Raw genomic sequence first — 23581 nt, forward strand, 5'->3', positions numbered from 1 at the left:
CATCCCCGAGCAGTAATGGAGTACCCATGACCGCCACACTTTCGCAGCCGGCGCCGGTCGGTCGCCTCGTCGACCAGTTCGAGTCCGGCCTCGACGCCCCCATCTGTCTGACCTGGGAGCTCACCTACGCGTGCAACCTGTCGTGCGTGCACTGCCTGTCCTCGTCGGGGCGGCGCAACCCGGACGAGCTCAGCACGGAGCAGTGCAAGGCCATCATCGACGAGCTGCAGCGCATGCAGGTGTTCTACGTCAACATCGGCGGCGGTGAGCCCACCGTGCGGCCCGACTTCTGGGAACTCGTCGACTACGCCACCGACCACCAGGTGGGCGTGAAGTTCTCCACGAACGGCCTGAAGATCGACCGCGCCGTCGCCGAGCGACTCGCGGCGTCCGACTACGTCGACGTGCAGATCTCCCTCGACGGTGCCACCGCGGAGGTCAACGACGCGGTGCGCGGCAAGGGCTCGTTCGCCATGGCCACCACGGCCCTGCAGAACCTGGCCGACGCCGGCTTCAAGGACGCCAAGATCTCGGTGGTCGTCACCCGCCACAACATCTCCCAGCTCGACGAGTTCAAGGCGCTCGCGGACCGCTTCGGCGCCACCCTGCGCATCACCCGCCTGCGCCCGTCGGGCCGTGCCGTGGACGTGTGGGACGAGCTGCACCCGCTGCCCGAGCAGCAGCGCGAGCTCTACGACTGGCTCGTCGCCCACGGCGAAGGGGTCCTCACGGGCGACTCGTTCTTCCACCTGTCCGCCTACGGCGACGGCACCGGTGCGGGGGGCAACGGCGGCGGGCTGCCGGGGCTCAACCTGTGCGGGGCCGGCCGCGTGGTGTGCCTGATCGACCCGGTCGGCGACGTCTACGCCTGCCCGTTCGCCATCCACGACGAGTTCCTGGCGGGCAACGTGCTGCGCGACGGCGGCTTCGAGTCGGTGTGGAAGTCCGCCGAGTTGTTCCGTGAGCTGCGCGAGCCGCAATCCGCGGGCGCGTGCGCCAGCTGCAACTTCTACGACTCGTGCCGCGGCGGATGCATGGCCGCGAAGTTCTTCACCGGGCTGCCGCTCGACGGTCCCGATCCGGAATGCGTCAAGGGCTACGGCGAGGCGCTGCTGGCCGACCGCGGCATCGACATGGCGCTGCCGAAGCCCAGCGTCGACCAGTCGCACCGTGGCCGCAAGCGCGGAAGCGGTCCCGGCACGCCCATCCCGCTCAACCTCGTCACGCGGCCTCCGTCGCGCGCATGCGACGAGAACCCGCTGGCGGACCTGCCCGAGCAGATGCGCTGAATCGGCACCCGCCACCTCCCCTGATCACCGGAAAGAAGTAGCAGCACATGGTAAACCCCTGGTTCGAGACCGTAGCCGAGGCGCAGCGCCGCGCGAAGAAGCGCCTTCCGCGGCCCGTCTACATGGCACTGGTCGCCGGCTCCGAGAAGGGCCTGACCACCAGCGACAACATGAACGCCTTCAGTGAACTCGGTTTCGCGCCGCACGTGGCCGGGCTCAAGGACGAGCGCGAGCTCGCCACCGAGGTGATGGGCCAGCCGCTGTCGATGCCGGTGATGATCTCGCCCACCGGCGTGCAGGCCGTGCACCCGGACGGCGAGGTGGCCGTCGCCCGCGGCGCCGCCAACAGGGGAGTGGCGATGGGACTGAGCTCCTTCGCCAGCAAGTCCATCGAGGAGGTCGCGGAGGCCAACCCGCAGACGTTCTTCCAGATGTACTGGGTGGGCGACAGGGACACCCTCGTCGAGCGCATGGAACGCGCCCGCGCGGCCGGGGCCAAAGGCCTGATCATGACGCTCGACTGGTCGTTCTCCATGGGCCGCGACTGGGGCAGCCCGGAGATCCCCGAGAAGATGGACTTCACGGCGATGCGCAAGAACGCCCTGCAGGGCGCACTGCACCCCAAGTGGCTTCTGCAGTACGCCAAGTCGGGCGCCATCCCGGACCTCACGACGCCGAACCTCAAGAAGCCGGGGCAGCCGGCGCCGACGTTCTTCGGCGCCTACGGCGAGTGGATGGGCACCCCGCTGCCCACGTGGGAGGACGTGGCCTGGCTGCGCGAGCAGTGGGGTGAGAACTTCATGCTCAAGGGCGTCATGCGCGTCGACGACGCCAAGCGTGCCGTCGATGCGGGCGTCACCGCGATCTCCGTGTCCAACCACGGCGGCAACAATCTCGACGGCACGCCGGCGCCGATCCGCGCGCTGGGACCCATCGCGGAGGCCGTGGGCGACCAGGTCGAGGTCGTCATGGACGGCGGCGTGCGCCGCGGCGGCGACGTCGTCAAGGCCCTCGCACTGGGCGCCAAGGCCGTGATGATCGGCCGCGCCTACCTGTGGGGCCTCGCCGCCAACGGGCAGGCCGGTGTGGAGAACGTGCTGGACATCATGCGCAGCGGCATCGACTCGGCCGTGCTGGGGCTCGGCCACAAGTCGGTGCACGACCTCAGTCCCGAGGACCTCATCATGGCCGAGGACTTCGTGCGCAAGCTGGGCGCCTGAACGGAGTCGGGCGCCTGAGCAGCGCGACGATGCACGATGGCGAACCCGCGCGGCCCGCACCGGCCGCGCGGGTTCCGCTTGCGGGGCGGGTGCGTCTGGCGGGCCGGCGCCCGCCGTCCGCGGTGCTGTTCGGTCCGCATGTCACCAACCTCGGAGTCGGCCGCGCGCTGTCGTCCGAGCACGCCGCCTACTACGCGGAGCGTGCGGCGGGCGGCGCGGGCATCGTGGTGACCGAGACGGCGTCGGTGCACCCGTCGGACTGGCCGTATGAGCGGGCACCACTCGCCGCGGAATGCGCCGACGGCTGGGCGCGGATCGCCGAGTCCTCCCGCCCGCACGGCACTATCGTGCTCGCCGGGCTCGGGCACCGTGGATTGCAGGGCAGCAGCGCGTTCGGCGACAGGGGGGCGCTGTGGGGCCCGTCGGCCGTGGCGGACCCGGCCACCCGCGAGATGCCCGCGGTGATGGAGCGTGGCGAGATCGCCGCCGTCGTCGCCGGATTCGCGGACGCCGCACGGCGCGCGACCGGGGCCGGGTGCGACGGCGTGGAGATCGACGTCGGCCCGGCATCCCTGGTGCGGCAGTTCCTCTCCGACCTCACCAACAAGCGGGCCGACGGCTACGGGGAGGACCGTGCCGCGCTGCTGCTCGAGGTGCTCGGCGCGGTGCGGGCAGCCGTAGGGGACGCAGTGGTCGCGCTGCGGCTCACCTGTGACGAGGCCGTGTCCTGGGGCGGAATCGGTCCCGACGAGGCGACGGAGGCGGTGCGCCGTGCTGCGGACGCCGCGGATCTGATCACCGTCGTGCGCGGCGGCCTGTACACCGTCGACGCGTACCGCCCGGTGGTGCTGCCGCCGTGGTCGCAGGCACATGCGCAGTGGGATACGGCGCCCGGCTTCAACGCGGAACTGTGCCGGGCGATGCGTGCGGCCGCAGACGGCCGTGCGGCCGTGGTGCTGCAGGGATCCGTGGTCGATCCGGTTGCCGCCGAGGGGTTCCTGGCGGACGGCACGGCGGACTTCGTCGAGATGACCCGTGCGCTCATCGCCGACCCGCACCTGGTTTCCCGTGTGCGGGCGGGTGTTGCGCCGCGCCCGTGCCTTCTGTGCAACCAGGGGTGCATGGTGGACGACCCGCGCAATCCGCTCGTCGACTGCGCCGTGCGGCCGGGTCCGCCGGGGGACTCGATTCCGCCGGGGGAGTCGATTCCGGTGGCGGAGGAGTGCGGGGAGGCCGTGACCGATTGCGCAGAGGCAACCGCGGCGGATCCGCTCGGAGTGCTGGTGCTCGGCGCAGGGGTCGCCGGCCTTGCTGCCGCGCGCGTCATGGCGGTCGGTGGTGCGCGGGTGACGGTGCTCGAGCGTGCAGCGGCCCCCGGCGGGGTACTGCAGGCGGCCGCGGTCGCACGCCCGGCGCTCGCCGGCCTCCGCGGCTGGCTGGAGGGCGAGTGCGCGCGACTCGGTGTGCGGCTCGAGTGCGGTGTGCACGACGGCGCGCGGCGAGCGGCGGAGACGCTGCGACGCGGCACGCCGGTGATTCAGGCGACCGGCGGCCTGCCGCGGCCGGCGGGCGTGCCGTGCGAGGCCTGGGCCGAGGCCGCTGCGGTGCTCGATACCGCGGGCGGGGTTCTACCGCTTCCCGACGGTCCTGTGCTGGTCAACGATCCGATAGGCGGCCCGGTGGGCGTCGCCGTCGCCGAATGGCTGGCCGCGGCCGGCCGCACGGTGCACCTGGTGACGCCCGACCCGGTCGCGGGCGCCGAGCTGGCACGCGCGGGCGACCTCGTCGGCGCCAATGTGCGCCTGGCTCGCGCCGGGGTGACGAGGCACGTGCTCTCGGTGCTGCGCGGGCAACGCGACGGGGCAGCGGTGCTCGAGCACGGCCACACCGGTGAGCGTAGGGAGGTGCCGTGCGTACTGGTGGTGGATTGCGCGCCTCGGCTGCCTGGAGTATCGCTCGCAGGGGCCGTCCGCGCGGGCGACTGCGTAGCGCCGCGCACCGCGCTCGAGGCGATGCGCGAGGGGGAGGAGGCCGCGAGAACCACGCTCGCGCGACGCCGATAGGACGAAGGGGCGTGCGGTCAGGGGCGCGACGGGGGCGGTCAGAGCTCCGTCGGCAGCCCGTCGTCGTAGAGGTCCAGCACGTTGCGGGCGCCGCGGAGCGTGTCGACGACGCACCGCGCCGGCGTCGCGTACAGCTCCGGGTAATCGACCTCGCCGCGAGTCGGATCAATGGTCCACGCCAGTCGCTCGGCGCCCAGCGAGAACCGCGCGTCGATGCCGCCGGTGTTCCCGCGCGGGTCCTGCCGGTGCCAGGCTTCGCAGAGGTGCACGGCGACGAGGCCGTGCAGGACGTGTCCGTCGCCGTGCTCGAGCCGCTGGTAACACAGGCCTGCGGGGATGCCCTGGCACCGCAGCAACGCTGCCAGCAGGTGCGCCTTGGCGTAGCAGAGGCCCACGCGTTCGGCGAGCACCTCGCCGGCGGTGAGCGTGACGCGTGGGTCGCGGGCGTCGTAGGAATGCGCCACTTCGTCTCGGACCCACTCGAAAGCCGTTCGGGCATAGGCCGTTGCGGTGGCAGTGGCGGTCGCGGCGGAGCCCGCCCGTGCCCGCAGGCCGCGCGCCAGCGTCAGAATCTCGGGGTCCGTCGTGTCGACGTAGGAATCGCGGCCGAGGAACGCCGCTGGCGAAGCGGCGGAGAAGCGCGGTGCGGTGCTCGTCATGCCGACATCATCCCGTGTCCGGCGACCATCCCCCTCGATGGGCGCGTCGCACCGGTGCGCCCGGGCAGGGGCACCCGGAGATGCGCGGACGGAACGAGGGCTCCTCACCGCCCGAGCACTTCGTGCGCGTACCGCGCGCCGGTTCCGCCCGGACTGCGGTGCAACAGGTGCTCGGTTTGGGGGGTGCGCCGCAGGTCAGGGGAACGGCAGCGCGATCGACCCCGGCGGGATCATCGCCGCCGCCGAACCGAGCGGGTCGAACGAGCCCGGATCCATGGACCCCGGCGGCAGTGCCATCGACCCCGGTGGCAGCGCAACGGACCCCGGGAGCAGGTCCAGCGACCCCGGTGGCAGGAGCCCTTCGGTGGCCAGCGCAGGGCTGATGCCGGGGCGCAGGTGCGTGCCGCACGCCGGCCATGCGCCGATGCCCTGGCCGGCGAGCACGCGCTCCGCCACCCTGACCTGCTCGGCACGGGTGGCGTGCGCCGGATTGCCGACGCCGCCGTACGCCTGCCAGGTGGGCATGCTGAACTGCAAGCCGCCGTAGTAGCCGTTGCCGGTGTCGATATGCCAGTTTCCGCCGGACTCGCACTGCGCGACGCCGGTCCAGTCGTAGGCTGCGGCGGTACCGGCGCCGAGGGTCAATGCGATGCCGAGCGCTGCGCTCGTCGCGATCGTCGCGCCAAGGGTGCGGGTCATTGCGGGTGCGGCCACGGGGTTCTCCTTCGCGGTCGTTCTCCGAAGCAACTGTAGAGCCTTGGGGCGCTGGATGGTTCGTTTCGGCGGTATCCCATCCCCGGTCCTGGCCTTTACCAGGGATTCTCGATGTCAGGGGCGGAATCACGATGTTCCCGCCAGCCGGGAGCAAAGCCCCAAAGCCCGGGGAGTGCGAAATGCTGTGCGTCACATATCGACCCCTCGCCACTGGCGATGCGCCTGAGGAAGGAATACCCATGGAAGCCCTCGATACCGCACAGAAGTTCTTCCACGCCTGCGAGTCTGCGCAGGGGTGGAACGAATGCCGCCAGTACGCCGAACCCGACGCGCAGTTCCACAGCCCCGCCGGCAGCTACACGGGATTGACGACGCTGGCAGCGTACTGCGACCAGGTCGCCGGGGCGTTCGCCACCACGTTCCGCGGTTCCACCTATGCGCTGGTCGCGTCCGGGTATGACGCGGACGCCGGTATCGCATTGCTGCACGGGATGTCCTACGCCCAGCACACGGGGGACGGCGGGCCGGTGCCGCCGACGCACAAGAAGGCGGAGATCCCCTTCGTCTACTCGATCCGGATCAACTCGGAGAACAAGATCACCCGCCTGGAGAAGCTGTACGACGAGTCGGCGTCGCGGGAGCTGCTGGGCTGGCCGGCTCTGTAGGCGTACGCGCAGGGCGGAGGGGCGGGTCCGCATCGCCACTGTCACGACTACCGTCGGATGGGTGCGCATCGACCGATCCCCGGCCGCTCCGGCCCCGGCCGTCCCGTTGCTGTCGTCCCCGTTGCGGCTGGGCGCGGACGGGCGTGCGACGGTGCTGCGCGACCGTGTCGTGTTCTGCGCACACCTGACCAACCTGGCGGCGGACGGCATGCCGAACGCCGATCATGCTGCGTACTACGAGGCGCGGGCGCGTGGCGGTGCGGGGTTGATCGTCACCGAGGAGCACACCGTGCACGCCTCGGACCGCCCCTACGAGAAGCTCATCCGCGGATTCGACCCGGCGGTGGTGGAGGGCTACCGGCGGATCACGGACCGCGTCCACGCGCACGGCGCTGTCGTCCTCGCCCAGCTCAACCACAACGGTGCGCAGGGCAGCTCGCTGTACACCCGTCGCCCGCTGTCCGCGCCGAGCCCCGTGTGGGACCCGATGTTCCGTGAGGTTCCCCGCCCGCTGGACCGCGCGGGGATCGCGGACATCGTGCGCGGCTTCGCCGACACCGCCCGGCATTGCCGCCTCGGCGGGTTCGACGGGGTGGAGCTGCAGTGCTCGCAGGCCTCCCTGATCCGGCAGTTCCTCGCCCGCGGCACCAATCGCCGGGTCGACGACTACGGCGGCACGCCCGCCCGCCGCGCGCGGTTCCTGCTCGAGGTGATCGCCGCCGTGCGAGACGAGCTCGGCCCCGGGATGATCCTGGGCGTGCGACTGGCGGGGGAGGAGCAGGTCGACGGCGGTATCACGCTCGACGAGGCCGTGGCGCTGGCGCGGACGGTGGAGGCGACCGGCGCCGTCGACTACATCAACACCTCGATCGGTCTGGCGACGAGCACCCTGCACCTCATCGAGGCGTCGATGGCCACGCCGCCCGGCTACGCGCTGCACATCCCGTCGGCGCTGCGGGCCGCCGTCGCCCTGCCCGTGGTGGGTGTCGGCAGGTTCTCCCGGCCGAGCGATGCCGAGTCGGCCCTACGCGACGGCGCCTGCGATCTCGTCGGCGTCGTCCGCGGGCAGATCGCCGACCCGGATTTCACGGCCCAGGCGGTCACGGCCCTGTCCGGCGACGGCACGCCGCGTGTGTGCTCTGCGTGCAACCAGGAATGCATCGGGCGGGTCGGGTTCAACCGTCCCATCCGCTGCCTCCAGAACCCGCAGGCGGGACGGGAGACGCGGCGCGCACCCCCGTCGGACTGTCCCGGCCCGAGCGGAGACTGCGCGTCACCGTGGTGGGCGGCGGCCCGGCGGGGATGCAGGCGGCGGTGTCCGCCGCCGAGAACGGCCACGAGGTCACCCTGTTCGAGAGGGGCCCGCGGCTCGGCGGCCAGATCACCCTCGCCGCCGCGGCGCCGTACCGGGAGGGCCTGGCGGAGATCACGCGGCACCTGGCGCTGCGGTGCGCGGCGGCCGGGGTCCGCATCGAGTGCGGCGTCGCCGTCCGGGCGGGGATGTTCGATGCGGACATGCTTGACGGCGCGGGTGGAGTGCCCGACGTGGTCGTCGTCGCCACCGGGGCGCTGCCCGCCCCGCCGGGGTGGGCGCGTGGTCTGCCGGCCGACGCATACGCGGACGTGCGCGAGGTGCTCGCGGCCCCCGACGGGCCGCCGCACGGTTCGACGGCCGCGGGCCGGGTCCTCATCGTCGACGGACTGGGCTTCCACCCGGCCACCTCGGTGGCCGAGCTGCTCGCGGCGCGCGGCCACGCGGTGACCGTGTGCACGGACGGCATGGTGGTGGGGCAGGATCTGGGTGTGACTCTGGATCGTGAGGGCTGGCTGGCCCGGGCGCACCGGGCCGGGATCCGGCAGCGCACCGACACCGTCGTCGGCGCAGCGCGGCCGGACGGCTCCGGCGTGCGCGTCACCCTCGTCCACCACCCCACCGGGACATCATCGGAGGGGCGGTGGGACCGGGTGGTGTATGCGGGGCAGCAGAGGAGCGACGACGCGCTGTGGCGTGACCTGGCGTGCGCCGCACCCGGCAGGGGACGGCCGGAGACCGCGGGGGCTGCGAGATCCTCCGCAGGGTTCCCGATGTACCGGATCGGTGACGCGCTGGCTCCGCGCCGTGCAGACGCCGCGATCCGCGAGGGCGAGCGCGTGGGGGCTCTGTTGGGGTCGGGTGCTGCGCTGTGAATCTCGCGGATTCGACATGGGCTGAAACGGCCGTGGACCTGCTGGTGGTGCCGGTCGGATCCGTAGAACAGCACGGCCCGCACCTGCCGCTGGACACGGACACCCGCATCGCCACCGCCGTCGCCGTTTCGCTGGACGAGGTGGTCGCACCCGCCCTCGCCTACGGCGCCAGCGGCGAGCACGAGCAGTTCCCCGGCACCGTGTCGATCGGCTCCGAGGCCCTGCGCCTGCTGCTCGTCGAGTACGGACGCTCGGCCTGCCGGTGGGCACGGCGGGTCGTCTTCGTCAACGGGCACGGCGGCAATGCCTCGGCGCTGGCGTCCGCGGTGAAACTGCTGCGCTACGAGGGCCGCGACGCCGCCTGGTGGACACCGGTGATCCCCGACGGCGACGCCCACGCCGGCCGCACCGAGACGGCGGTGATGCTGTACCTGGCGCCGGGCTCGGTGCGCATGCGCGCGGCGGCCCCCGGGAACACGGCGCCCGCGGGCGCGCTGTGGCAGGCGATGCGCGAGGGGGGGTGGCCGCGGTGAGCGTTTCGGGCGTCCTCGGCGACCCCACGGGCGCGACCGCGGACGAGGGGAGACGGATCGTGGAGGCGCTGTGCGCGGAGCTGCGGGCGGCGGTCGATGCGTGGAGTCCGGACGGGCACGGGAGGATCGCGGCGTGAGCGGTGCGCTTCCCATCGGATTCCGCGTCCGCATCGGGGCCTCGGTGCGTGTCCTCGACGGCGGCACGGCGCTGATCGGCGGCGCACCCACCCGGCTTCTGCGGCTCACACCCCGCGCTGCCGGGCTGCTCGCGTCGGGGGAGTTGACGGTGGTCGACGCGGTGACGGGAACACTCGCCCGCCGGTTGCTCGACACGGGCATCGCGCACCCCGACCTCTCGCCGGCTGATATCGGTCTGAGCGCCGAGCCGCTGCACGAGGCGACCGTCGTGGTCCCCGTGCGCGACAACCAGGCGGGCGTCGACCGGCTCCTGCGCGCGCTCGTCGGCGTGCCGGTGATCGTCGTCGACGACGGCTCGCCCACCCCGGTCCGCGCACCCGGCGCGCGGGTGATCCGCCACGCCGCACCGCGCGGCCCCGGCCGCCGCCAGGAACGCGGGGCTGGCCGCCTGCGATACGGCGCTCGTCGCGTTCCTCGATTCCGACACGGTCCCGCAACCGGGGTGGCTGGACGCGCTGTCGGCGCACTTCGCCGACCCTTCCGTCGCGCTCGCCGCGCCGCGCATCACTGCACTCGCCGCCGCGGACGAGCCGGGGACGATGCGGCCCGGTATCGGCCTCGTCCGATACGAGGAGATCCGGTCGTCCCTGGACCTGGGCGCGGCGCCGGGCCCGGTGGTGTCCGGCACCCCGGTGTCGTACGTGCCGAGCGCGGCGATGGTGGTGCGGCGGACGGCGATCACCGGGATCCCGACGGAGTCGTCGGTGGAGGGGGGCTTCGACGAGCGCATGCACGTGGCCGAAGACGTGGACCTGTGCTGGCGCTTGCACGAGGCCGGTTGGCGGCTGCGCTACGACCCGGCCGCGGTGGTAGCGCATGAGCACCGGACGCGGCTGCACGGCTGGTGGGCGCGCAAGGCGTATTACGGGCTCGGGGCGGCGCCGCTCGCCGAGCGCCACCCGGGGCAGGTCGCACCGCTCATCCTCGCCCCGTGGTCCGCGGCCGCGGGGGCCGCGGTGTTCACGGGCACGCGCGCCGGCCTGGGCGTCGCGATCGTCGTCTCCGCGGCGGCGGGGGCGCGCATCGCGCGGACGCTCACAGGTCTGCAGCGCCCGCGGCAGACGGCAGGCCGGCTGCTCGCGCTGGGGTGCGGATCCGCACTGTGGCAGCTTGCGCTGGGGGTGTGCCGGCATTACTGGCCGTTGGCGGTCGCCTCCGCCGCGGTGTCCCGGCGGGCGCGGCGGGTCGTCCTGGTCACGGCGGTCGCCGAAGGGCTCGTCGATTGGTACGTGCGGGACCTGCGCGGAGGCGAGGGCCGTTGGCGGCGCCCCCGGCTGGATCCTGTCCGATACCTGGTGTGCAAGCGGCTCGACGACGCCGGCTACGGCTTCGGTCTGTGGCGGGGTGCGATCCGTGCACGCAGTGCCGCGGCGCTGTTGCCGCGGCGGGGGTGACGGGGCGCCGTCGATCCGGCCCGTCCGCGAGTACGCAGGATTCCTTCCGCCTGTGACCCTGATTACAGTGGTGATCGTCGGAAGGAGGGCCACGGTGGCGGCGAACACGGTTCCCGGGCGGGCGGGGCAGTGGACTGCGCTGCGCCCGGGCGAGGATGCGGCGGCGGTGGCCCGGCGGCTCGGTGCGGCCCACGACCGGTTCGTCACCGGAGGCGCGCGGCAAGCGGGCCGGTCGACAAGGAGCGGGCCGGCCGGCGGATCGTCGTGGGGGAGCGCGGCGGGCGACGTGGCGCTGGCGGCGGACGTACGCGCGGTGGTCCTGGAATCCTGGGAGCGCAGCAGGTGCAGCGGGGTGGACCCGGAGGCGGAGTCCGCCGGTGTGGCCTTCGGCGACGCGGACCTGCGTGAATACCGAGCCGTCCATCCTTTGGCCTCGGTGTTGCCGGTGGTGCGCACACTGCTCGTCGACGATGCCGTGGATGCGGAGCTGCTGGTCGCGATCAGCGACGCAGACGGGCGCCTGCTCTGGGTGGAGGGCGACACGTCGATGCGGGACCGCGCCGCGGCGATGGCGTTCGCGGAGGGGGCCGACTGGAGCGAGTCGGCCATGGGCACGAACGCCCCCGGCACCTCGCTTGCGCTGGACCACTGTGTGCAGTTGTTCGGCGCCGAGCACTTCGCGCGCACCGTCCGGCGGTGGAGCTGCGCGGCGGCCCCCGTGCACGACCCGGCATCCGGCGCGATCCTGGGCTCCATCGACATCACCGGTGGCACTCGGGTGGCCGCACCGGAGGTCCTCACCCTCGTACGGGCGACCGTGGCGGCGGCCGAGGCGGAGCTGCGGTTGCGCGGCATCGCGGGCGGGCACCGTGCGGACGAGTGGCGCGATGTGTCCGCATCGGGGCCGGCGACGGTCGCCGACGCGCTCGCACCGCCGGCCGGCGCCGGTTCGCCGCACGCGCGGCGGCTGCGGGTCCTCGGGGGAGATCGGCCGACGCTGCGTGCCGGCCGCGGCGAGTCGCGGCTGTCGCCGCGGCATGCGGAGATCCTGGTGCTGCTGACCGAACATCCCGACGGGCTGAGCGCCGAGCGTCTCGCTGTGGAGCTCGACGAGCGTTCCCTGGACGCGGTGACCGTGCGCGCGGAGATGTCGCGATTGCGCCGGGTGCTCGGCGCGGACATGATCGCCTCGCGCCCCTACCGGTTGACGGGTTCCGTACTGACCGATGTGATGGCGGTCCGCAGCGCGTTGAGCAGGGGCGATGTCGAGGAAGCGCTGCGCTTGTACCGCGGCCCGGCGCTGCCCGATTCGCTGGCGCCCGGGGTGTCGGAGGTGCGGGAGTCCCTCGACGCGCGCATGCGTGCGGCGGTGCTCCACAGTGGCGATCCGTCCCTGTTGCAACGCTGGGCCGCGACGTCGACCGGCCGGGACGACCCCGTCGTCTGGCAGGCGCTCGTCGCCCTGCTCCGCGCGGGTTCGCCCGCGTTCGTACAGGCCAAGGCGCATGCGGACCTGCTGGAGCGCCGGTTCGGCCGCGCTGCAACCCGGTTGCAACGTCCGCGCACTTAGTGTCGTGCATCACGCCCGGTCGGCCGGGTGGAGAACACGAACCCAAGGAGTGCGCGATGACCGTGTATGCCCGCCCCGGTGCACCGGATGCTGTGATGTCGTTCCAGTCCCGCTACGACAACTGGATCAGCGGCGCCTGGACCGCCCCGGTGGGCGGCGAGTACTTCGAGAACACCACGCCGGTCACCGGCCAGGCCTTCTGCGAGGTCGCGCGGTCCGGCGCGGCCGACGTCGAGCTGGCGCTGGACGCCGCACACGCCGCAGCCCCCGCCTGGGGCAAGACCACCGCCGCCGAACGGGCACTCGTCCTCAACAGCATCGCCGACCGCATGGAGGCGAACCTCGAGTCGATCGCCGTGGCCGAGTCGTGGGACAACGGCAAGCCGGTCCGCGAGACGCTCAACGCGGACATCCCGCTCGCGATCGACCACTTCCGGTACTTCGCCGGCGCGATCCGCGCGCAGGAGGGCTCGCTCTCGCAGATCGACGAGGATACGGTCGCTTACCACTTCCATGAGCCGCTCGGCGTGGTCGGCCAGATCATCCCGTGGAACTTCCCGATCCTCATGGCCACCTGGAAGCTGGCGCCCGCGCTCGCCGCCGGCAACGCGATCGTCATGAAGCCGGCCGAGCAGACCCCCGCGTCGATCATGCACCTGATCTCCCTCGTCGGGGACCTGCTGCCGGACGGCGTCCTCAACATCGTCAACGGCTTCGGCGCCGAGACCGGCAAACCCCTGGCGTCCAGCAACCGCATCGCCAAGGTGGCGTTCACCGGTGAGACCACCACCGGACGGCTGATCATGCAGTACGCCAGCCAGAACCTCATCCCGGTCACGCTGGAGCTGGGCGGCAAGAGTCCCAACATCTTCTTCGACGACGTCCTGGCCAAGGCCGACGCGTACCAGGACAAGGCGCTCGAAGGGTTCACGATGTTCGCCCTCAACCAGGGCGAGGTGTGCACCTGCCCGTCGCGGTCGCTTATCCAGAACACCATCTACGACGAGTTCCTGGAGCTCGCGGCCATCCGGACCAAGGCGGTGCGCCAGGGCGATCCGCTCGACACCGAGACGATGATCGGCGCGCAGGCCTCGAACGACCAGTTCGAGAAGATCCTGTCCTACATCGACATCGGCAAGGCCGAGGGCGCCACGGTGGTCACGGGCGGCGAGCGGTCCGACCTGGGCGGCGACCTGTCCGGCGGCTATTACATCCAGCCCACCGTGTTCGCGGGCACCAACGACATGCGGATCTTCCAGGAGGAGATCTTCGGCCCCGTCGTCTCGGTCACCTCGTTCACCGATTACGACGATGCCATCCGCATCGCCAACGACACCCTCTACGGGCTGGGCGCCGGAGTCTGGTCGCGCAACGGATCGACCGCCTACCGCGCCGGACGCGACATCCAGGCGGGGCGCGTGTGGACCAACACGTACCACCAGTACCCGGCGCACGCGGCGTTCGGCGGCTACAAGCAGTCGGGCTTCGGTCGGGAGAACCACCGCATGATGCTCGACCACTACCAGCAGACGAAGAACCTGCTCGTCTCCTACGCCGAAGGGGCCCAGGGCTTCTTCTGAGCGGCTTCCCCGGCCGCCGTATCCCCCCTCCCCCCGTGGCGGCCGGGGACTCACGCCGGTGCGGGGGACGAGCGTCGATGCCGTCCCCCGCACCGGCGGCCATCCGACCCGGAACACTCGCGAACCGAGGACCGTTCATGACCGCACCCGCGCGCGTTGTCGCCACCGTGGCGGCCCGTGACCTGCTGTGCAGCCTTCGCCGCCGGCACGGTCCGCTCATGCTCCACCAGTCCGGCGGCTGCTGCGACGGGTCTTCGCCGATGTGCTACGGCGCCGGGGAGTTCCTCGTGGGCGACCGCGACGTCCTCCTGGGCGAGCTCGATCTGGCGGCGGTGCCCGGCGCGGTTGCGGCCGAACGCCCCATCGGCGACGACGCCGTGGCCGTGTGGATCTCCGGGCCGCAGTACGCGGCGTGGCAGCACACGCAGCTGATCCTCGACGTGGTCGCAGGTCGTGGTGGAGGCTTCAGTCTGGAGGCGCCCGAGGGCCTCCGGTTCCTCACCCGTTCGCGCCCGTTCATGCGCGCGGAGCTGCGGGCGTTGACCGACGCGCCGCCGCTGACCGGCGTGCAGGTGGAGGCGGGAGTCGTCCCTCCGACGCCCGGATTCCCCGTGGTGGTGGCGGACGCCGCTGAGGCGGAGGCGGCCTGCGGGTTCCGCTGAGGCGCGATACACACGCCGCGGCCTGCGCCGAGCGTTCCCCGCGTGGTCCGGACGCTCGACCCCGCTGCCCCGGCGAGAAGAAGTATTCGGCCCGCGCGGTATTCCATGAATTGACGGAACCGGTCGCGGAGGGAGCGCGCGACGGGGATACTGCGTGCATCACGCGATCCGCTGTCGATCAGGCGTACCGCCCGATCAAGGAGCCGCCCATGCCGCATGGCCCGTTCGCAGGGATGTCGCGCCGTGAGTTCCTGGCCAAAGTCACCGCCGCGGGCGGGATGGCGGTGCTGGCCTCGTGGGCCGGCCCCGTCATCGAGCGCGCCTACGCCGCCGACCCCGCGGGGACGGGGTCGCTGGACGACATCGAGCACATCGTCCTGCTCATGAACGAGAACCGCTCGTTCGACCACTACTTCGGCACGCTGTCCGGGGTGCGCGGCTTCGGCGACCCGTCCCCGGCGTGGAACCAGTACGGCTACCAGCCGGGTGTGGGGCCCACGCCCGACGGCTACGTCAACCCGTTCCGTCTGGACACCAACCGGGGCCCGGCCCTCGACGGCGAGTGCATCAATGACCCCACCCACGCGTGGGGCCCGCAGCACCGTTCCTGGAACGGCGGTGCGATGGACCGGTGGATCCCCGAGCACATCGCCGCGGACGGGCCCGCCAACGGTCCGGCCACCATGGGCCACTACACGCGCGCGGACCTCCCGGTGCACTACGACCTGGCCGACGCCTTCACCATCTGCGACAACTACTACTGCTCGGTGATGGGCCCCACCGACCCCAACCGGCTGTACTGGATGAGCGGCACCATCGACCCCGACGGGACGCACGGCGGGCCGCTGATCACGACGCCGTACCTGATCCCGCAGAACACCTACAGCTGGCGCACCATGCCGGAGAACCTCGAGGAGGCCGGCGTCTCCTGGAAGATCTACAACAACCGGGACCTGGGGCCGGTGTCCGCAGTGGTGCTCGACGGCATGATGGGGTGTTTCCGCCAGGCCGCGGATCCCGCGTCGGTGCTGGCGCGCAAGGGCAAGGATCCGACGTACCCGGACGGGTTCCGCGACGATGTGGAGAACGACCGGCTGCCCGCGGTGTCGTGGTTGATACCGCGCCTGCTCGACTGCGAGCACCCGGCGTTGCCGCCGGCCCTGGGCGCCACCGGACTGCTCATGGCCCTCGACATCCTCACCGCCAACCCGGCGGTGTGGGAGAAGACGGCGCTCATCGTCAGCTACGACGAGAACGGCGGGTTCTTCGACCACGTGGCCCCGCCCGTGCCGCCGCCCGGCACCCCCGGCGAGTACCTCACTGTGCCGCTCGGCGGCGTGGACGATTCCGACGGCATCGCGGGTCCGGTGGGGCTCGGTTTCCGCGTGCCGGGCCTGGTGATCTCGCCGTACAGCCGCGGCGGGCTCGTCGCATCCGAGGTGTTCGACCACACCTCGCAATTGCGGCTCATCGAGCGACGGTTCGGGGTGGACGTGCCCAATCTGACGCCGTGGCGCCGCGCCACCTGCGGCGACATGACCTCCACCTTCAACTTCGCCGGGCGTCCCGACCCCACGGTGCCGCCCATGTTCGACGGCTACAGCCGCGTGGGGCCCGCCGTGCTGCAGTGCGGCGGAAGCATGGGCCTGGGGTTCGTCAACATGGGCGCCTCGTATCCGGTGCCGCCGAACAGCATGCCGGTGCAGGAGCCGGGCACGAGGGGAAGGCCGTCGGGGATGGCCTGACTCCGCTCGATGCCGCGCGTGACGGTGCCGTTCGCGGCATGATGGACCGTGCAGGACGGAGGCGATGCGCGGTGGATCGCGACGATGCGCAGCCCGGCGGCGATGCGACGCTCGGGTGGCTCTATGCGATGGTCGAGGCTGCGGAGGAGGCCGACCTGATCGAACGGGTCGACGACGAGCGGCGCAACGGGGAGTTCGTGCGCCTGCTGCGCGACGAACACTGCGTCGACGTCGACGCCGAGGACGAGTCGACGCTGGCTGACGGACCGGGGGAGAGCCGTGAGCAGGATTCCGATGAGGAACCGCCCTGGTCTGCGGGGCAGGTGGTCGGCATGATCGAGCACCTGCTGGGTGCGACGGAGGTGTGGCCGGGGCGCGCGTCCGACGAGACCGACGCGTACCCCGGCGGAAACGAGGGGCCGGAGGAATGATCCGGCCAGACCGTGCGAGGTCGCACGCGTGCGGCACTTCAGGCCAGGAACACCGCCAGGTCCGTGCGCATGGCGGCCGGGTCCGCATCGGGCGTCGGCTCGGTCACGTACACCTCGAAGAACCGCGTGGTGGGCGTGTGGCCGGCGGAGGCGACATCACCCATGAACCGGCCCCACGCTTCGCCCAGTCCGTCGTACGAGCCCAGGTGGCTGGTCGCGGCCACGCGCCCGGCGGGGATCGCCGAGGCGACCACGGTATAGCCGTCACCCAGGTCCAGGGGCCCGGCGAGCGGCGCGGTGACGGGGACGCCGACTGCCATGTCGACGGTGTCGGTGGGCATCCGCGTGTGCAGCGCCAGCGCCGGTCCGGCGGGCGTGGTGCCCGCGGAGGCGAGCGCGGGGAACAGCCGCGGGAACACCGCGTCCATCAGCTCGGGCATGCGGGCCAGGGGAAAGTCGCGGACCTCCACCACGGCCAGCGGAACCTCGGGGCCGTCGAGGACGGTGACGCCGTCGTACGCGTCGGCGGGGAAGTACGGATGCGGTGCGGTCATGGCCGGCTCCTTCCGGTGGGAGTGCGTGCGGGTATGCAGACCGGGCGGCTCCGCGGGAATCATCGCTACCGGAATTCTCCGGGAGTCTTGCCGGTCCACCGCTTGAACGCACGGCGGAAGGCGCTCGGCTCGGAGAACCCGAGGCGTGCGGAGATGACGTCGACGGACTCGCCCGCATCGAGCCCGGCCACCGCGTACTCCTGCAGCACCGATTCGCGCAGCCGGCCCAGCGACGTGCCCTCCTGGCGGAGCATCCGGCGCAGCTGCGGTTCGCTCACCGCCAGCGCCGCCGCGACGTCGGATGCGGTGGGCTGGGTGCCGCGGATGCCGAGCTCGACGATCCGCCGCGCGCGTGCGGTCAGGCCGGAGTCGTAGTCGCGCCGGGACAACAGCCGGCCGGGGGAGTCGCGCAGGAAATCACGCAGCGAGCGCTCGTCCTGCACCACCGGGCTCGCCAGGTCGGCCGCGGCGAACGTGATCGCGGGGTCGCGGCTGCCGAAGGTGATGGGGATGCCGAACATGTGGTGGTACGCGACGACGTCGACGGGTGCGGGGTCGGTGTAGGGGAGTTCGACGGAGGACGGCTCCAGCCGCCGTCCGGTGAGCCAGGCGGCGAACCGGTGCGCCAGCAGCAGGCCGAAGTCGGCGACGACGGAAGCGTCCTCCCACGCGTCGGCGCCCGCCGCGGGCAGCACCGAGGTGTCGAACCAGAACCGCACCCCGGCTTCGTCGAAGTCGATGCGCACGGGCGCCGACGAGGGGAGCGCGGGGAGGAAACCCGCGAGCCGGTGCAGCGTCGTGTCGAGGTCGGGGCAGTGGATGATCGCGTGCGAGAGCAGCGCGAATGTTCCGCGGGGCACGGGCGCGAGCCCGAGGCCCATGAGCTCGTCGTCGGTGATCTCGGCGGCGCCGAGCATGAACCGGGCGACGTGGTCGACGGTGAGCCGGGTGTCGGGATTGTCGAGCTCGTGGGCGGTGATCCCCGCGGCCACGAGAGCGGGGCCCAGGTCGATGCCCCGGCGGGCGGACGCGTGCAGCGCCCGCTGGACGAATCCCACCGGCACCATTCGCACCGCCATGCCGACCTCCTCCCGCGTCTGCAGGGTCCCGGTCGGATCGGTCACGAACGCTGATCGTTTCTGTCCTTACCGCCGTCCCCGTCCGAGCATACGGTGAGGTGGAACGCACCCGGACCGGCCCGTGCGCGGGTCCGGTCGGCACACATGTCCGCACAGGAGGGCCACCGTATGGAGCGCACACTTTTCGACGACGACCACAAGCTCTTCCGCGAGTCCTACCGGGGGTTCCTCGCCGAGCACGTCGCGCCGTTCCATGACCAGTGGGAGGACGACAACATCGTCGACCGTGAAGTGTGGGTGGAGGCCGGCAAGCTCGGGTTCCTCGGCATGGCGGTGGACGAGAAGTACGGCGGCGGGGGGGTGCAGGATTTCCGGTACAACGCCGTGGTCACCGAGGAGTCGGTGCGCGGCGGATACAGCGGGCTCGGTTTCATGCTGCACAACGACGTGATCCAGCCCTACCTGATGAACCTGTGCAACGATGAGCAGAAGGAGCGGTGGCTGCCGCGGTTCTGCACCGGCGAGCTGATCACGGCGATCGCGATGACCGAGCCGGGCACGGGCTCGGACCTGCAGGGCATCAAGACCAACGCCAAACGCGACGGGGACGACTGGATCCTCAACGGCGCCAAGACGTTCATCACCAACGGCATCCACTCCGACCTGGTGATCGTCGTGGCGCAGACGGACCCGTCCAAGGGCGCCCAGGGGTTCTCGCTGCTCGGTGTCGAGCGCGGCATGCCCGGGTTCGAGCGGGGCCGCAACCTCGACAAGATCGGGCTCAAGGCCCAAGACACCGCGGAGCTGAGCTTCAACGACGTGCGCGTGCCCGCCGCCAACCTCATCGGCGAGGAGGGCATGGGCTTCGCCTACCTCATGCAGAACCTGCCGCAGGAGCGTCTGTCGATCGCGGTGGTGGCGGCCGCGGCGATGGAGCAGGTGCTCCAGGAGACCATCGAGTACTGCCGTGACCGCAAGGCCTTCGGCCGGTCCATCGGCTCGTTCCAGAACTCGCGGTTCGTCATGGCCGAGCTGGCCACGGAGACGAAGATCGCCCGGGTGTTCGTCGACCAGTGCATCGAGGCGTTGAACCGCGGCGAACTCACCATCGAAGAGGCCGCGATGGCCAAATGGTGGACCACTGAGAAGCAGGTGGCCCTGATCGACCGTTGCCTGCAGATGCACGGCGGCTACGGCTACATGCGCGAGTACCCCGTGGCGAAGGCCTACATGGACTCCCGTGTGCAGACGATCTACGGCGGCACCACCGAGATCATGAAGGAGATCATCGGCCGCGGATTGGGGATGTGATGACGTCTCCCGTTCACTCCGGCCCCGCGCGCTCGGACGGGGGCGGCGGTCCGCTCGCCGGACTGCGGGTGCTCGAGCTCGGCGGCATCGGTCCGGGGCCGCACGCGGCGATGCTGCTCGGTGACCTGGGTGCGGATGTGGTGCGCGTGCGCCGTCCTGGCGGCCTGGTGCTGCCCCCCGAGGACCGCGACGTGCTGTTGCGCGGGCGTCGGCTGGTCGACCTCGACATCAAGACGCAGCGCGACGAGCTGCTGGACCTGGTCGAACGTGCGGATGTGCTCATCGAGGGGTTCCGGCCGGGCGTGTGCGAGCGGCTGGGCATCGGCCCCGACGACTGCGCGCAGCGCAACCCCCGCCTGATCTACGCCCGGATGACCGGATGGGGTCAGGACGGGCCGATGGCGCAACGCGCCGGGCACGACATCAATTACCTGTCGATGACGGGATTGCTGTCGACCATCGGACGGAACGGGGAGCCGCCCGTGCCTCCGCTGAACTTGGCGGCGGATTTCGGCGGCGGATCGATGTTCCTGGTCACAGGGGTGCTGGCCGCGTTGTTCGAGCGGCAGACGTCGGGGCGCGGACAGGTGGTGGATGCCGCCATGGTCGACGGGGTCAGCGCACTGGGCGCGATGCCGTGGTCGTTCCGCGCGTCGGGCATGTGGCAGGACGAGCGCGAGTCCAACCTGCTCGACGGCGGCGCACCGTTCTACCGGGTCTACGAGTGCGCCGATGGCCGCTACATGGCGGTGGGCGCGATCGAACCGCAGTTCTACGCGCTGCTGCTCGAGGGGCTCGAGCTCCCGGCGGACGACCTGCCGATGCAGATCGACCAGTCGCGCTGGCCGGAGCTGCGCGAGCTTTTCGCGGCCCGGTTCGCGACGCGGACCCGCGACGAGTGGACGAAGGTGTTCGCCGACGTCGACGCGTGCGTCACCCCGGTGCTGACCATGGCGGAAGCGCCCGACGCCGAGCATCTCGCGGCGCGGGGGACTCTTCCGCGTACGGGGCCGGACGGCGCGCCGCAGCCGGCCGCGGCGCCGCGCTTCTCACGCAAGCCTCCTGCGGACACGGGCGTGCGGCCGCAGGGGGCGACGCCGCTGGGGCAGATCGGGTGGGATGCCTAGCGTGGACGCGCACACCGGGGCGCCCGGCCGGGGTGCGGGGTCATTCCCGCAGCCCGGCCAGACGTCGTGCCCCCTCGGCGAGCACCTCGTCGCGCTTGCAGAACGCGAAGCGCACGAGGTGCCGCCACGGTCCGGGGTCGTCGGTGAACGGCGCCATCGGCACAGCGGCGACGCCGATCCGCTCGGGCATCGCGCGGCACAGCTGCGCGCCGTCGTCGTAACCGAGCGGGCGCGGATCGGCCAGCAGGAAATACGTGCCGGCGCAGTCGTGCACGCCGAACCCCGTCGCGCGCAGGGCGCCGGCGAGGACGTCGCGCTTGCGTTGCAGATCCGTGCGGTTGCGGGCGATCCATTCCTGCTCGGTGCGCAGCGCCAGCTCCACCGCGGGCTGGAACGGGGTGCCGCCGACGTAGCTGAGGAACTGCTTGGCGCCGCGCGCGGCGGCCACCAGCTCCGCCGGGCCGCACACCCAGCCCGTCTTCCAGCCGGTGACGTTGAACGTCTTGGCGGCCGACGACACCGTGAGGGTGCGGTCGCCGAGCCCGTCGACGGCGCACAGCGGCACGTGCGGGCCGGCCGGGGCGTCCGCGTAGACGAGGTGCTCGTAGACCTCGTCGGAGAGCACGAGCACGTCGTGTGCCACGACGACCTCGGCGATGACCGCCCGGTCGGCGGCGTCGAAGACGGTGCCCGTGGGGTTGTGCGGCGTGTTGACGATGAGCATCCGCGTCGCATCGGACACGGCCGCGCGCAGACCGTCGTGGTCGAGCCCGAAGCCGCCTGCGCGCGGGACCAGCGGCACCGTGCGGCGGACCCCGCCGGCGAGCGATATTACCGCCGAGTAGGAGTCGTAGTACGGTTCGATCAGGACCACCTCGTCACCGGGTTCCACCAGGCCCAGGACCGCGCCGGCGATCCCCTCGGTGGCGCCCACGGTGATGAGGACCTCGGTGTCGGGGTCGGTGTCGAGCCCGTAGCGGGCGCGGCGGTCCTCGGCGACGGCGGCGCGCAGGCCGGGCATGCCGAGGCCCGGCGCGTACTGGTTGAGACCGTCCGCGATCGCCGTGCGTGCGGCGTCGAGCATGGCGGACGGTCCGTCGGTGTCGGGGAACCCCTGGCCGAGGTTGACGGCGTCGTGCCGGACGGCCAGTGCGGTCATCTCGGCGAAGATCGTCGCGCCGTACGGCTGCAGGCGCCGGACGGTGCGGGGCGGGTGCGGGGCGGGTTCCGGCATGGGGCCCACCCTAGCCGCGCGTCCCGGCGGGGCACTGCCGCCGGACTCCGGGGCGGAACAGGGCGTCCCGCCGCCCACAGTGGTAGAACACGTTATAGAAACGTACGAGAGAGGAAGGAATGCCGATGACTACCGAGGCATACATCTACGAGGCGATCCGCACGCCGCGCGGCCGCGGCAAGAAGACCGGGTCGCTGCATTCGGTCAAGCCGATCTCGCTGGTCACCGGCCTGCTCGACGAGATCAAGGTGCGCTTCCCGGACGTCGACTACGACCGGTTGTCCGACTTGATCCTCGGCTGCGTCACCCCGGTGGGCGACCAGGGCATGGATATCGCCCGCACCGCGATCACCGCGGCCGGCTACCCGGACACGGTCGGCGGATTCCAACTCAACCGCTTCTGCGCGTCGGGGCTCGAGGCGCTGAACCTGGCCGCGCAGAAGGTGCGCTCCGGCTGGGACGAGCTGGTGCTCGCCGGCGGCGTCGAGTCGATGTCGCGGGTGCCGATGGGCAGCGACGGCGGAGCATGGGGCCTGGACCCGGCCACCAACTACGACACCGGGTTCGTGCCGCAGGGCGTCGGCGCCGATCTCATCGCCACCATCGAGGGCTTCGATCGGGAGACCGTCGACGCCTACGCGGCCCGTTCGCAGGAGCTGGCGAAAAAGGCGTGGGACGGCGGCTACTTCGCCAAGTCCATCGTGCCGGTGAAGGACCAGAACGGCATCACCGTGCTCGACCACGACGAGCACATGCGCCCCGGCACCACGGTGGAGGCGCTCGGCGGGCTCAACCCGTCGTTCGCCACGGTCGGCGAGATCGGCGGCTTCGACGCGGTGGCGCTGCAGAAGTACCACTGGGTGGAGAAGATCAACCACGTGCACCACGGCGGCAACTCGTCGGGCATCGTCGACGGCGCCGCGCTGCTCATGGTCGGCTCCGAGCAGGTGGGCAAGGACATGGGCCTGACGCCGCGGGCGCGCGTCGTCGCCACCGCCACCTCCGGTGCGGACTCGACGATCATGCTCACCGGCCCCACCCCGGCGTCGAAGAAGGTCCTCGCCACCGCGGGTCTGACCATCGACGACATGGACCTGGTCGAGATCAACGAGGCCTTCGCCTCGGTGGTGCTGCGGTTCCAGAAGGACATGAACGTCCCGGACGAGAAGCTCAACGTCAACGGCGGCGCCATCGCGATGGGCCACCCGCTGGGCGCCACCGGCGCGATGATCACCGGGACGATGGTCGACGAGCTCGAGCGCCGCGGCGGCCGCTACGCGCTGATCACGCTGTGCATCGGCGGCGGCATGGGCGTGGCCACCATCATCGAGCGCGTCTGATCGTCACCGGCGGGAATTCCTGAAAG

17 protein-coding genes and 3 pseudogenes are annotated in these 23581 nt (G+C 71.9%); 15 read left to right on the plus strand and 5 right to left on the minus strand.

The genetic code is table 11. The features are described from left to right. Positions 1-26 precede the first annotated feature (26 nt). The 3 genes from mftC to H4F70_RS07035 are packed head-to-tail and all read left to right on the plus strand — an operon-like array spanning position 27 to position 4572. Complete coding sequence (gene mftC / locus H4F70_RS07025) at positions 27-1289, plus strand: mycofactocin radical SAM maturase (protein ID WP_182359635.1); 1263 nt, start codon at positions 27-29, stop codon at positions 1287-1289. A 47-nt stretch (positions 1290-1336) separates the two neighbouring features. After that, positions 1337-2509 carry a pre-mycofactocin synthase MftD gene (gene mftD, locus H4F70_RS07030; protein ID WP_182345898.1) on the plus strand — a complete coding sequence of 391 codons (1173 nt, stop codon included), beginning with the start codon at positions 1337-1339 and terminating at the stop codon, positions 2507-2509. A gap of 29 nt (positions 2510-2538) precedes the next feature. Then, positions 2539-4572 (plus strand): mycofactocin system FadH/OYE family oxidoreductase 1, encoded by a 2034-nt coding sequence (locus tag H4F70_RS07035; protein WP_182359636.1) that lies wholly within the window; start codon positions 2539-2541, stop codon positions 4570-4572. A gap of 38 nt (positions 4573-4610) precedes the next feature. Here the strand turns inward: H4F70_RS07035 and H4F70_RS07040 are convergent, their stop codons facing one another. Together H4F70_RS07040 and H4F70_RS07045 are read right to left on the minus strand one after the other, a co-directional pair. Continuing rightward, positions 4611-5231, minus strand: a complete 621-nt coding sequence (locus H4F70_RS07040; protein WP_182359637.1) for a transglutaminase domain-containing protein — start codon at positions 5229-5231, stop codon at positions 4611-4613. A gap of 195 nt (positions 5232-5426) precedes the next feature. Next, positions 5427-5945 (minus strand): transglycosylase family protein, encoded by a 519-nt coding sequence (locus tag H4F70_RS07045; protein WP_235681375.1) that lies wholly within the window; start codon positions 5943-5945, stop codon positions 5427-5429. Between the two features lie 239 nt (positions 5946-6184). On the opposite strand from H4F70_RS07045, the gene H4F70_RS20165 reads away from it, so the two are divergent. The 9 genes and pseudogenes from H4F70_RS20165 (at position 6185) to H4F70_RS07090 (ending at position 16910) form a co-directional block, all read left to right on the plus strand. Continuing rightward, a complete protein-coding gene (locus H4F70_RS20165; RefSeq protein ID WP_220471778.1) occupies positions 6185-6610 on the plus strand; it encodes a hypothetical protein in 426 nt (141 codons plus the stop codon). A gap of 61 nt (positions 6611-6671) precedes the next feature. Continuing rightward, a pseudogene (locus H4F70_RS21120) lies at positions 6672-8797 on the plus strand (mycofactocin system FadH/OYE family oxidoreductase 2). Continuing rightward, positions 8794-9467: pseudogene (gene mftE, locus H4F70_RS07060) on the plus strand (mycofactocin biosynthesis peptidyl-dipeptidase MftE). The pseudogenes H4F70_RS21120 and mftE overlap by 4 nt, the downstream one beginning before the upstream one ends. Beyond that, a pseudogene (gene mftF, locus H4F70_RS07065) lies at positions 9464-10922 on the plus strand (mycofactocin biosynthesis glycosyltransferase MftF). Before mftE ends, mftF begins: the two co-directional pseudogenes overlap by 4 nt. A 94-nt stretch (positions 10923-11016) precedes the next feature. Continuing rightward, on the plus strand, positions 11017-12492 hold the full coding sequence (locus H4F70_RS07070; RefSeq protein ID WP_182360229.1) for a sigma-54-dependent transcriptional regulator family protein: 1476 nt from the start codon (positions 11017-11019) through the stop codon (positions 12490-12492). Positions 12493-12548: 56 nt separating this feature from the next. After that, positions 12549-14072 (plus strand): acetaldehyde dehydrogenase ExaC, encoded by a 1524-nt coding sequence (gene exaC, locus H4F70_RS07075; protein WP_182359639.1) that lies wholly within the window; start codon positions 12549-12551, stop codon positions 14070-14072. Positions 14073-14209: 137 nt separating this feature from the next. Beyond that, positions 14210-14734 carry a DUF779 domain-containing protein gene (locus H4F70_RS07080; protein ID WP_182359640.1) on the plus strand — a complete coding sequence of 175 codons (525 nt, stop codon included), beginning with the start codon at positions 14210-14212 and terminating at the stop codon, positions 14732-14734. Positions 14735-14943: 209 nt separating this feature from the next. Further along, entirely contained in the window at positions 14944-16479 is a 1536-nt protein-coding gene (locus H4F70_RS07085; protein ID WP_182359641.1) for an alkaline phosphatase family protein, read from the plus strand. A 71-nt stretch (positions 16480-16550) separates the two neighbouring features. Then, positions 16551-16910, plus strand: a complete 360-nt coding sequence (locus H4F70_RS07090) for a hypothetical protein (RefSeq protein ID WP_182359642.1) — start codon at positions 16551-16553, stop codon at positions 16908-16910. A gap of 38 nt (positions 16911-16948) precedes the next feature. Here H4F70_RS07090 and H4F70_RS07095 read toward each other — a convergent pair whose 3' ends face one another. Further along, a complete protein-coding gene (locus H4F70_RS07095; RefSeq protein ID WP_182359643.1) occupies positions 16949-17464 on the minus strand; it encodes a GyrI-like domain-containing protein in 516 nt (171 codons plus the stop codon). Positions 17465-17529: 65 nt separating this feature from the next. After that, positions 17530-18588: an AraC family transcriptional regulator gene (locus H4F70_RS07100; RefSeq protein WP_372497547.1), complete on the minus strand. Its 1059-nt coding sequence runs from the start codon at positions 18586-18588 to the stop codon at positions 17530-17532. A gap of 123 nt (positions 18589-18711) precedes the next feature. On the opposite strand from H4F70_RS07100, the gene H4F70_RS07105 reads away from it, so the two are divergent. Together H4F70_RS07105 and H4F70_RS07110 are read left to right on the plus strand one after the other, a co-directional pair. Then, positions 18712-19854 carry an acyl-CoA dehydrogenase family protein gene (locus H4F70_RS07105; protein ID WP_182359644.1) on the plus strand — a complete coding sequence of 381 codons (1143 nt, stop codon included), beginning with the start codon at positions 18712-18714 and terminating at the stop codon, positions 19852-19854. Next, the gene (locus tag H4F70_RS07110) at positions 19854-20981 is read left to right on the plus strand and encodes a CaiB/BaiF CoA transferase family protein (RefSeq protein WP_182359645.1); all 1128 of its coding nucleotides are present in this window, start codon (positions 19854-19856) and stop codon (positions 20979-20981) included. Before H4F70_RS07105 ends, H4F70_RS07110 begins: the two co-directional genes overlap by 1 nt. A gap of 40 nt (positions 20982-21021) precedes the next feature. On the opposite strand, the gene H4F70_RS07115 is transcribed toward H4F70_RS07110, so the two are convergent. Next, positions 21022-22215 (minus strand): pyridoxal phosphate-dependent aminotransferase, encoded by a 1194-nt coding sequence (locus H4F70_RS07115; protein WP_182359646.1) that lies wholly within the window; start codon positions 22213-22215, stop codon positions 21022-21024. A gap of 125 nt (positions 22216-22340) precedes the next feature. Between H4F70_RS07115 and H4F70_RS07120 the strand changes: the two genes are divergently transcribed. Then, positions 22341-23555 carry an acetyl-CoA C-acetyltransferase gene (locus H4F70_RS07120; RefSeq protein ID WP_182345869.1) on the plus strand — a complete coding sequence of 405 codons (1215 nt, stop codon included), beginning with the start codon at positions 22341-22343 and terminating at the stop codon, positions 23553-23555. The last annotated feature ends 26 nt before the right edge of the window (positions 23556-23581 follow it).

This window comes from Tomitella gaofuii, assembly GCF_014126825.1.
Taxonomy (GTDB): Bacteria; Actinomycetota; Actinomycetes; order Mycobacteriales; family Mycobacteriaceae; genus Tomitella; species Tomitella gaofuii.

Bases quoted from the DNA above. Each gene is read 5' to 3' on its own strand.
- H4F70_RS07105 (WP_182359644.1), top strand. From the start codon at position 18,712: ATGGAGCGCACACTTTTCGACGACGACCACAAGCTCTTCCGCGAGTCC.
- H4F70_RS07115 (WP_182359646.1), bottom strand. From the start codon at position 22,215: ATGCCGGAACCCGCCCCGCACCCGCCCCGCACCGTCCGGCGCCTGCAG.
- H4F70_RS07120 (WP_182345869.1), top strand. From the start codon at position 22,341: ATGACTACCGAGGCATACATCTACGAGGCGATCCGCACGCCGCGCGGC.
- mftC (WP_182359635.1), top strand. From the start codon at position 27: ATGACCGCCACACTTTCGCAGCCGGCGCCGGTCGGTCGCCTCGTCGAC.
- exaC (WP_182359639.1), top strand. From the start codon at position 12,549: ATGACCGTGTATGCCCGCCCCGGTGCACCGGATGCTGTGATGTCGTTC.
- H4F70_RS07110 (WP_182359645.1), top strand. From the start codon at position 19,854: ATGACGTCTCCCGTTCACTCCGGCCCCGCGCGCTCGGACGGGGGCGGC.
- H4F70_RS07080 (WP_182359640.1), top strand. From the start codon at position 14,210: ATGACCGCACCCGCGCGCGTTGTCGCCACCGTGGCGGCCCGTGACCTG.
- H4F70_RS07085 (WP_182359641.1), top strand. From the start codon at position 14,944: ATGCCGCATGGCCCGTTCGCAGGGATGTCGCGCCGTGAGTTCCTGGCC.
- H4F70_RS07035 (WP_182359636.1), top strand. From the start codon at position 2,539: ATGCACGATGGCGAACCCGCGCGGCCCGCACCGGCCGCGCGGGTTCCG.
- mftD (WP_182345898.1), top strand. From the start codon at position 1,337: ATGGTAAACCCCTGGTTCGAGACCGTAGCCGAGGCGCAGCGCCGCGCG.
- H4F70_RS20165 (WP_220471778.1), top strand. From the start codon at position 6,185: ATGGAAGCCCTCGATACCGCACAGAAGTTCTTCCACGCCTGCGAGTCT.
- H4F70_RS07040 (WP_182359637.1), bottom strand. From the start codon at position 5,231: ATGACGAGCACCGCACCGCGCTTCTCCGCCGCTTCGCCAGCGGCGTTC.
- H4F70_RS07095 (WP_182359643.1), bottom strand. From the start codon at position 17,464: ATGACCGCACCGCATCCGTACTTCCCCGCCGACGCGTACGACGGCGTC.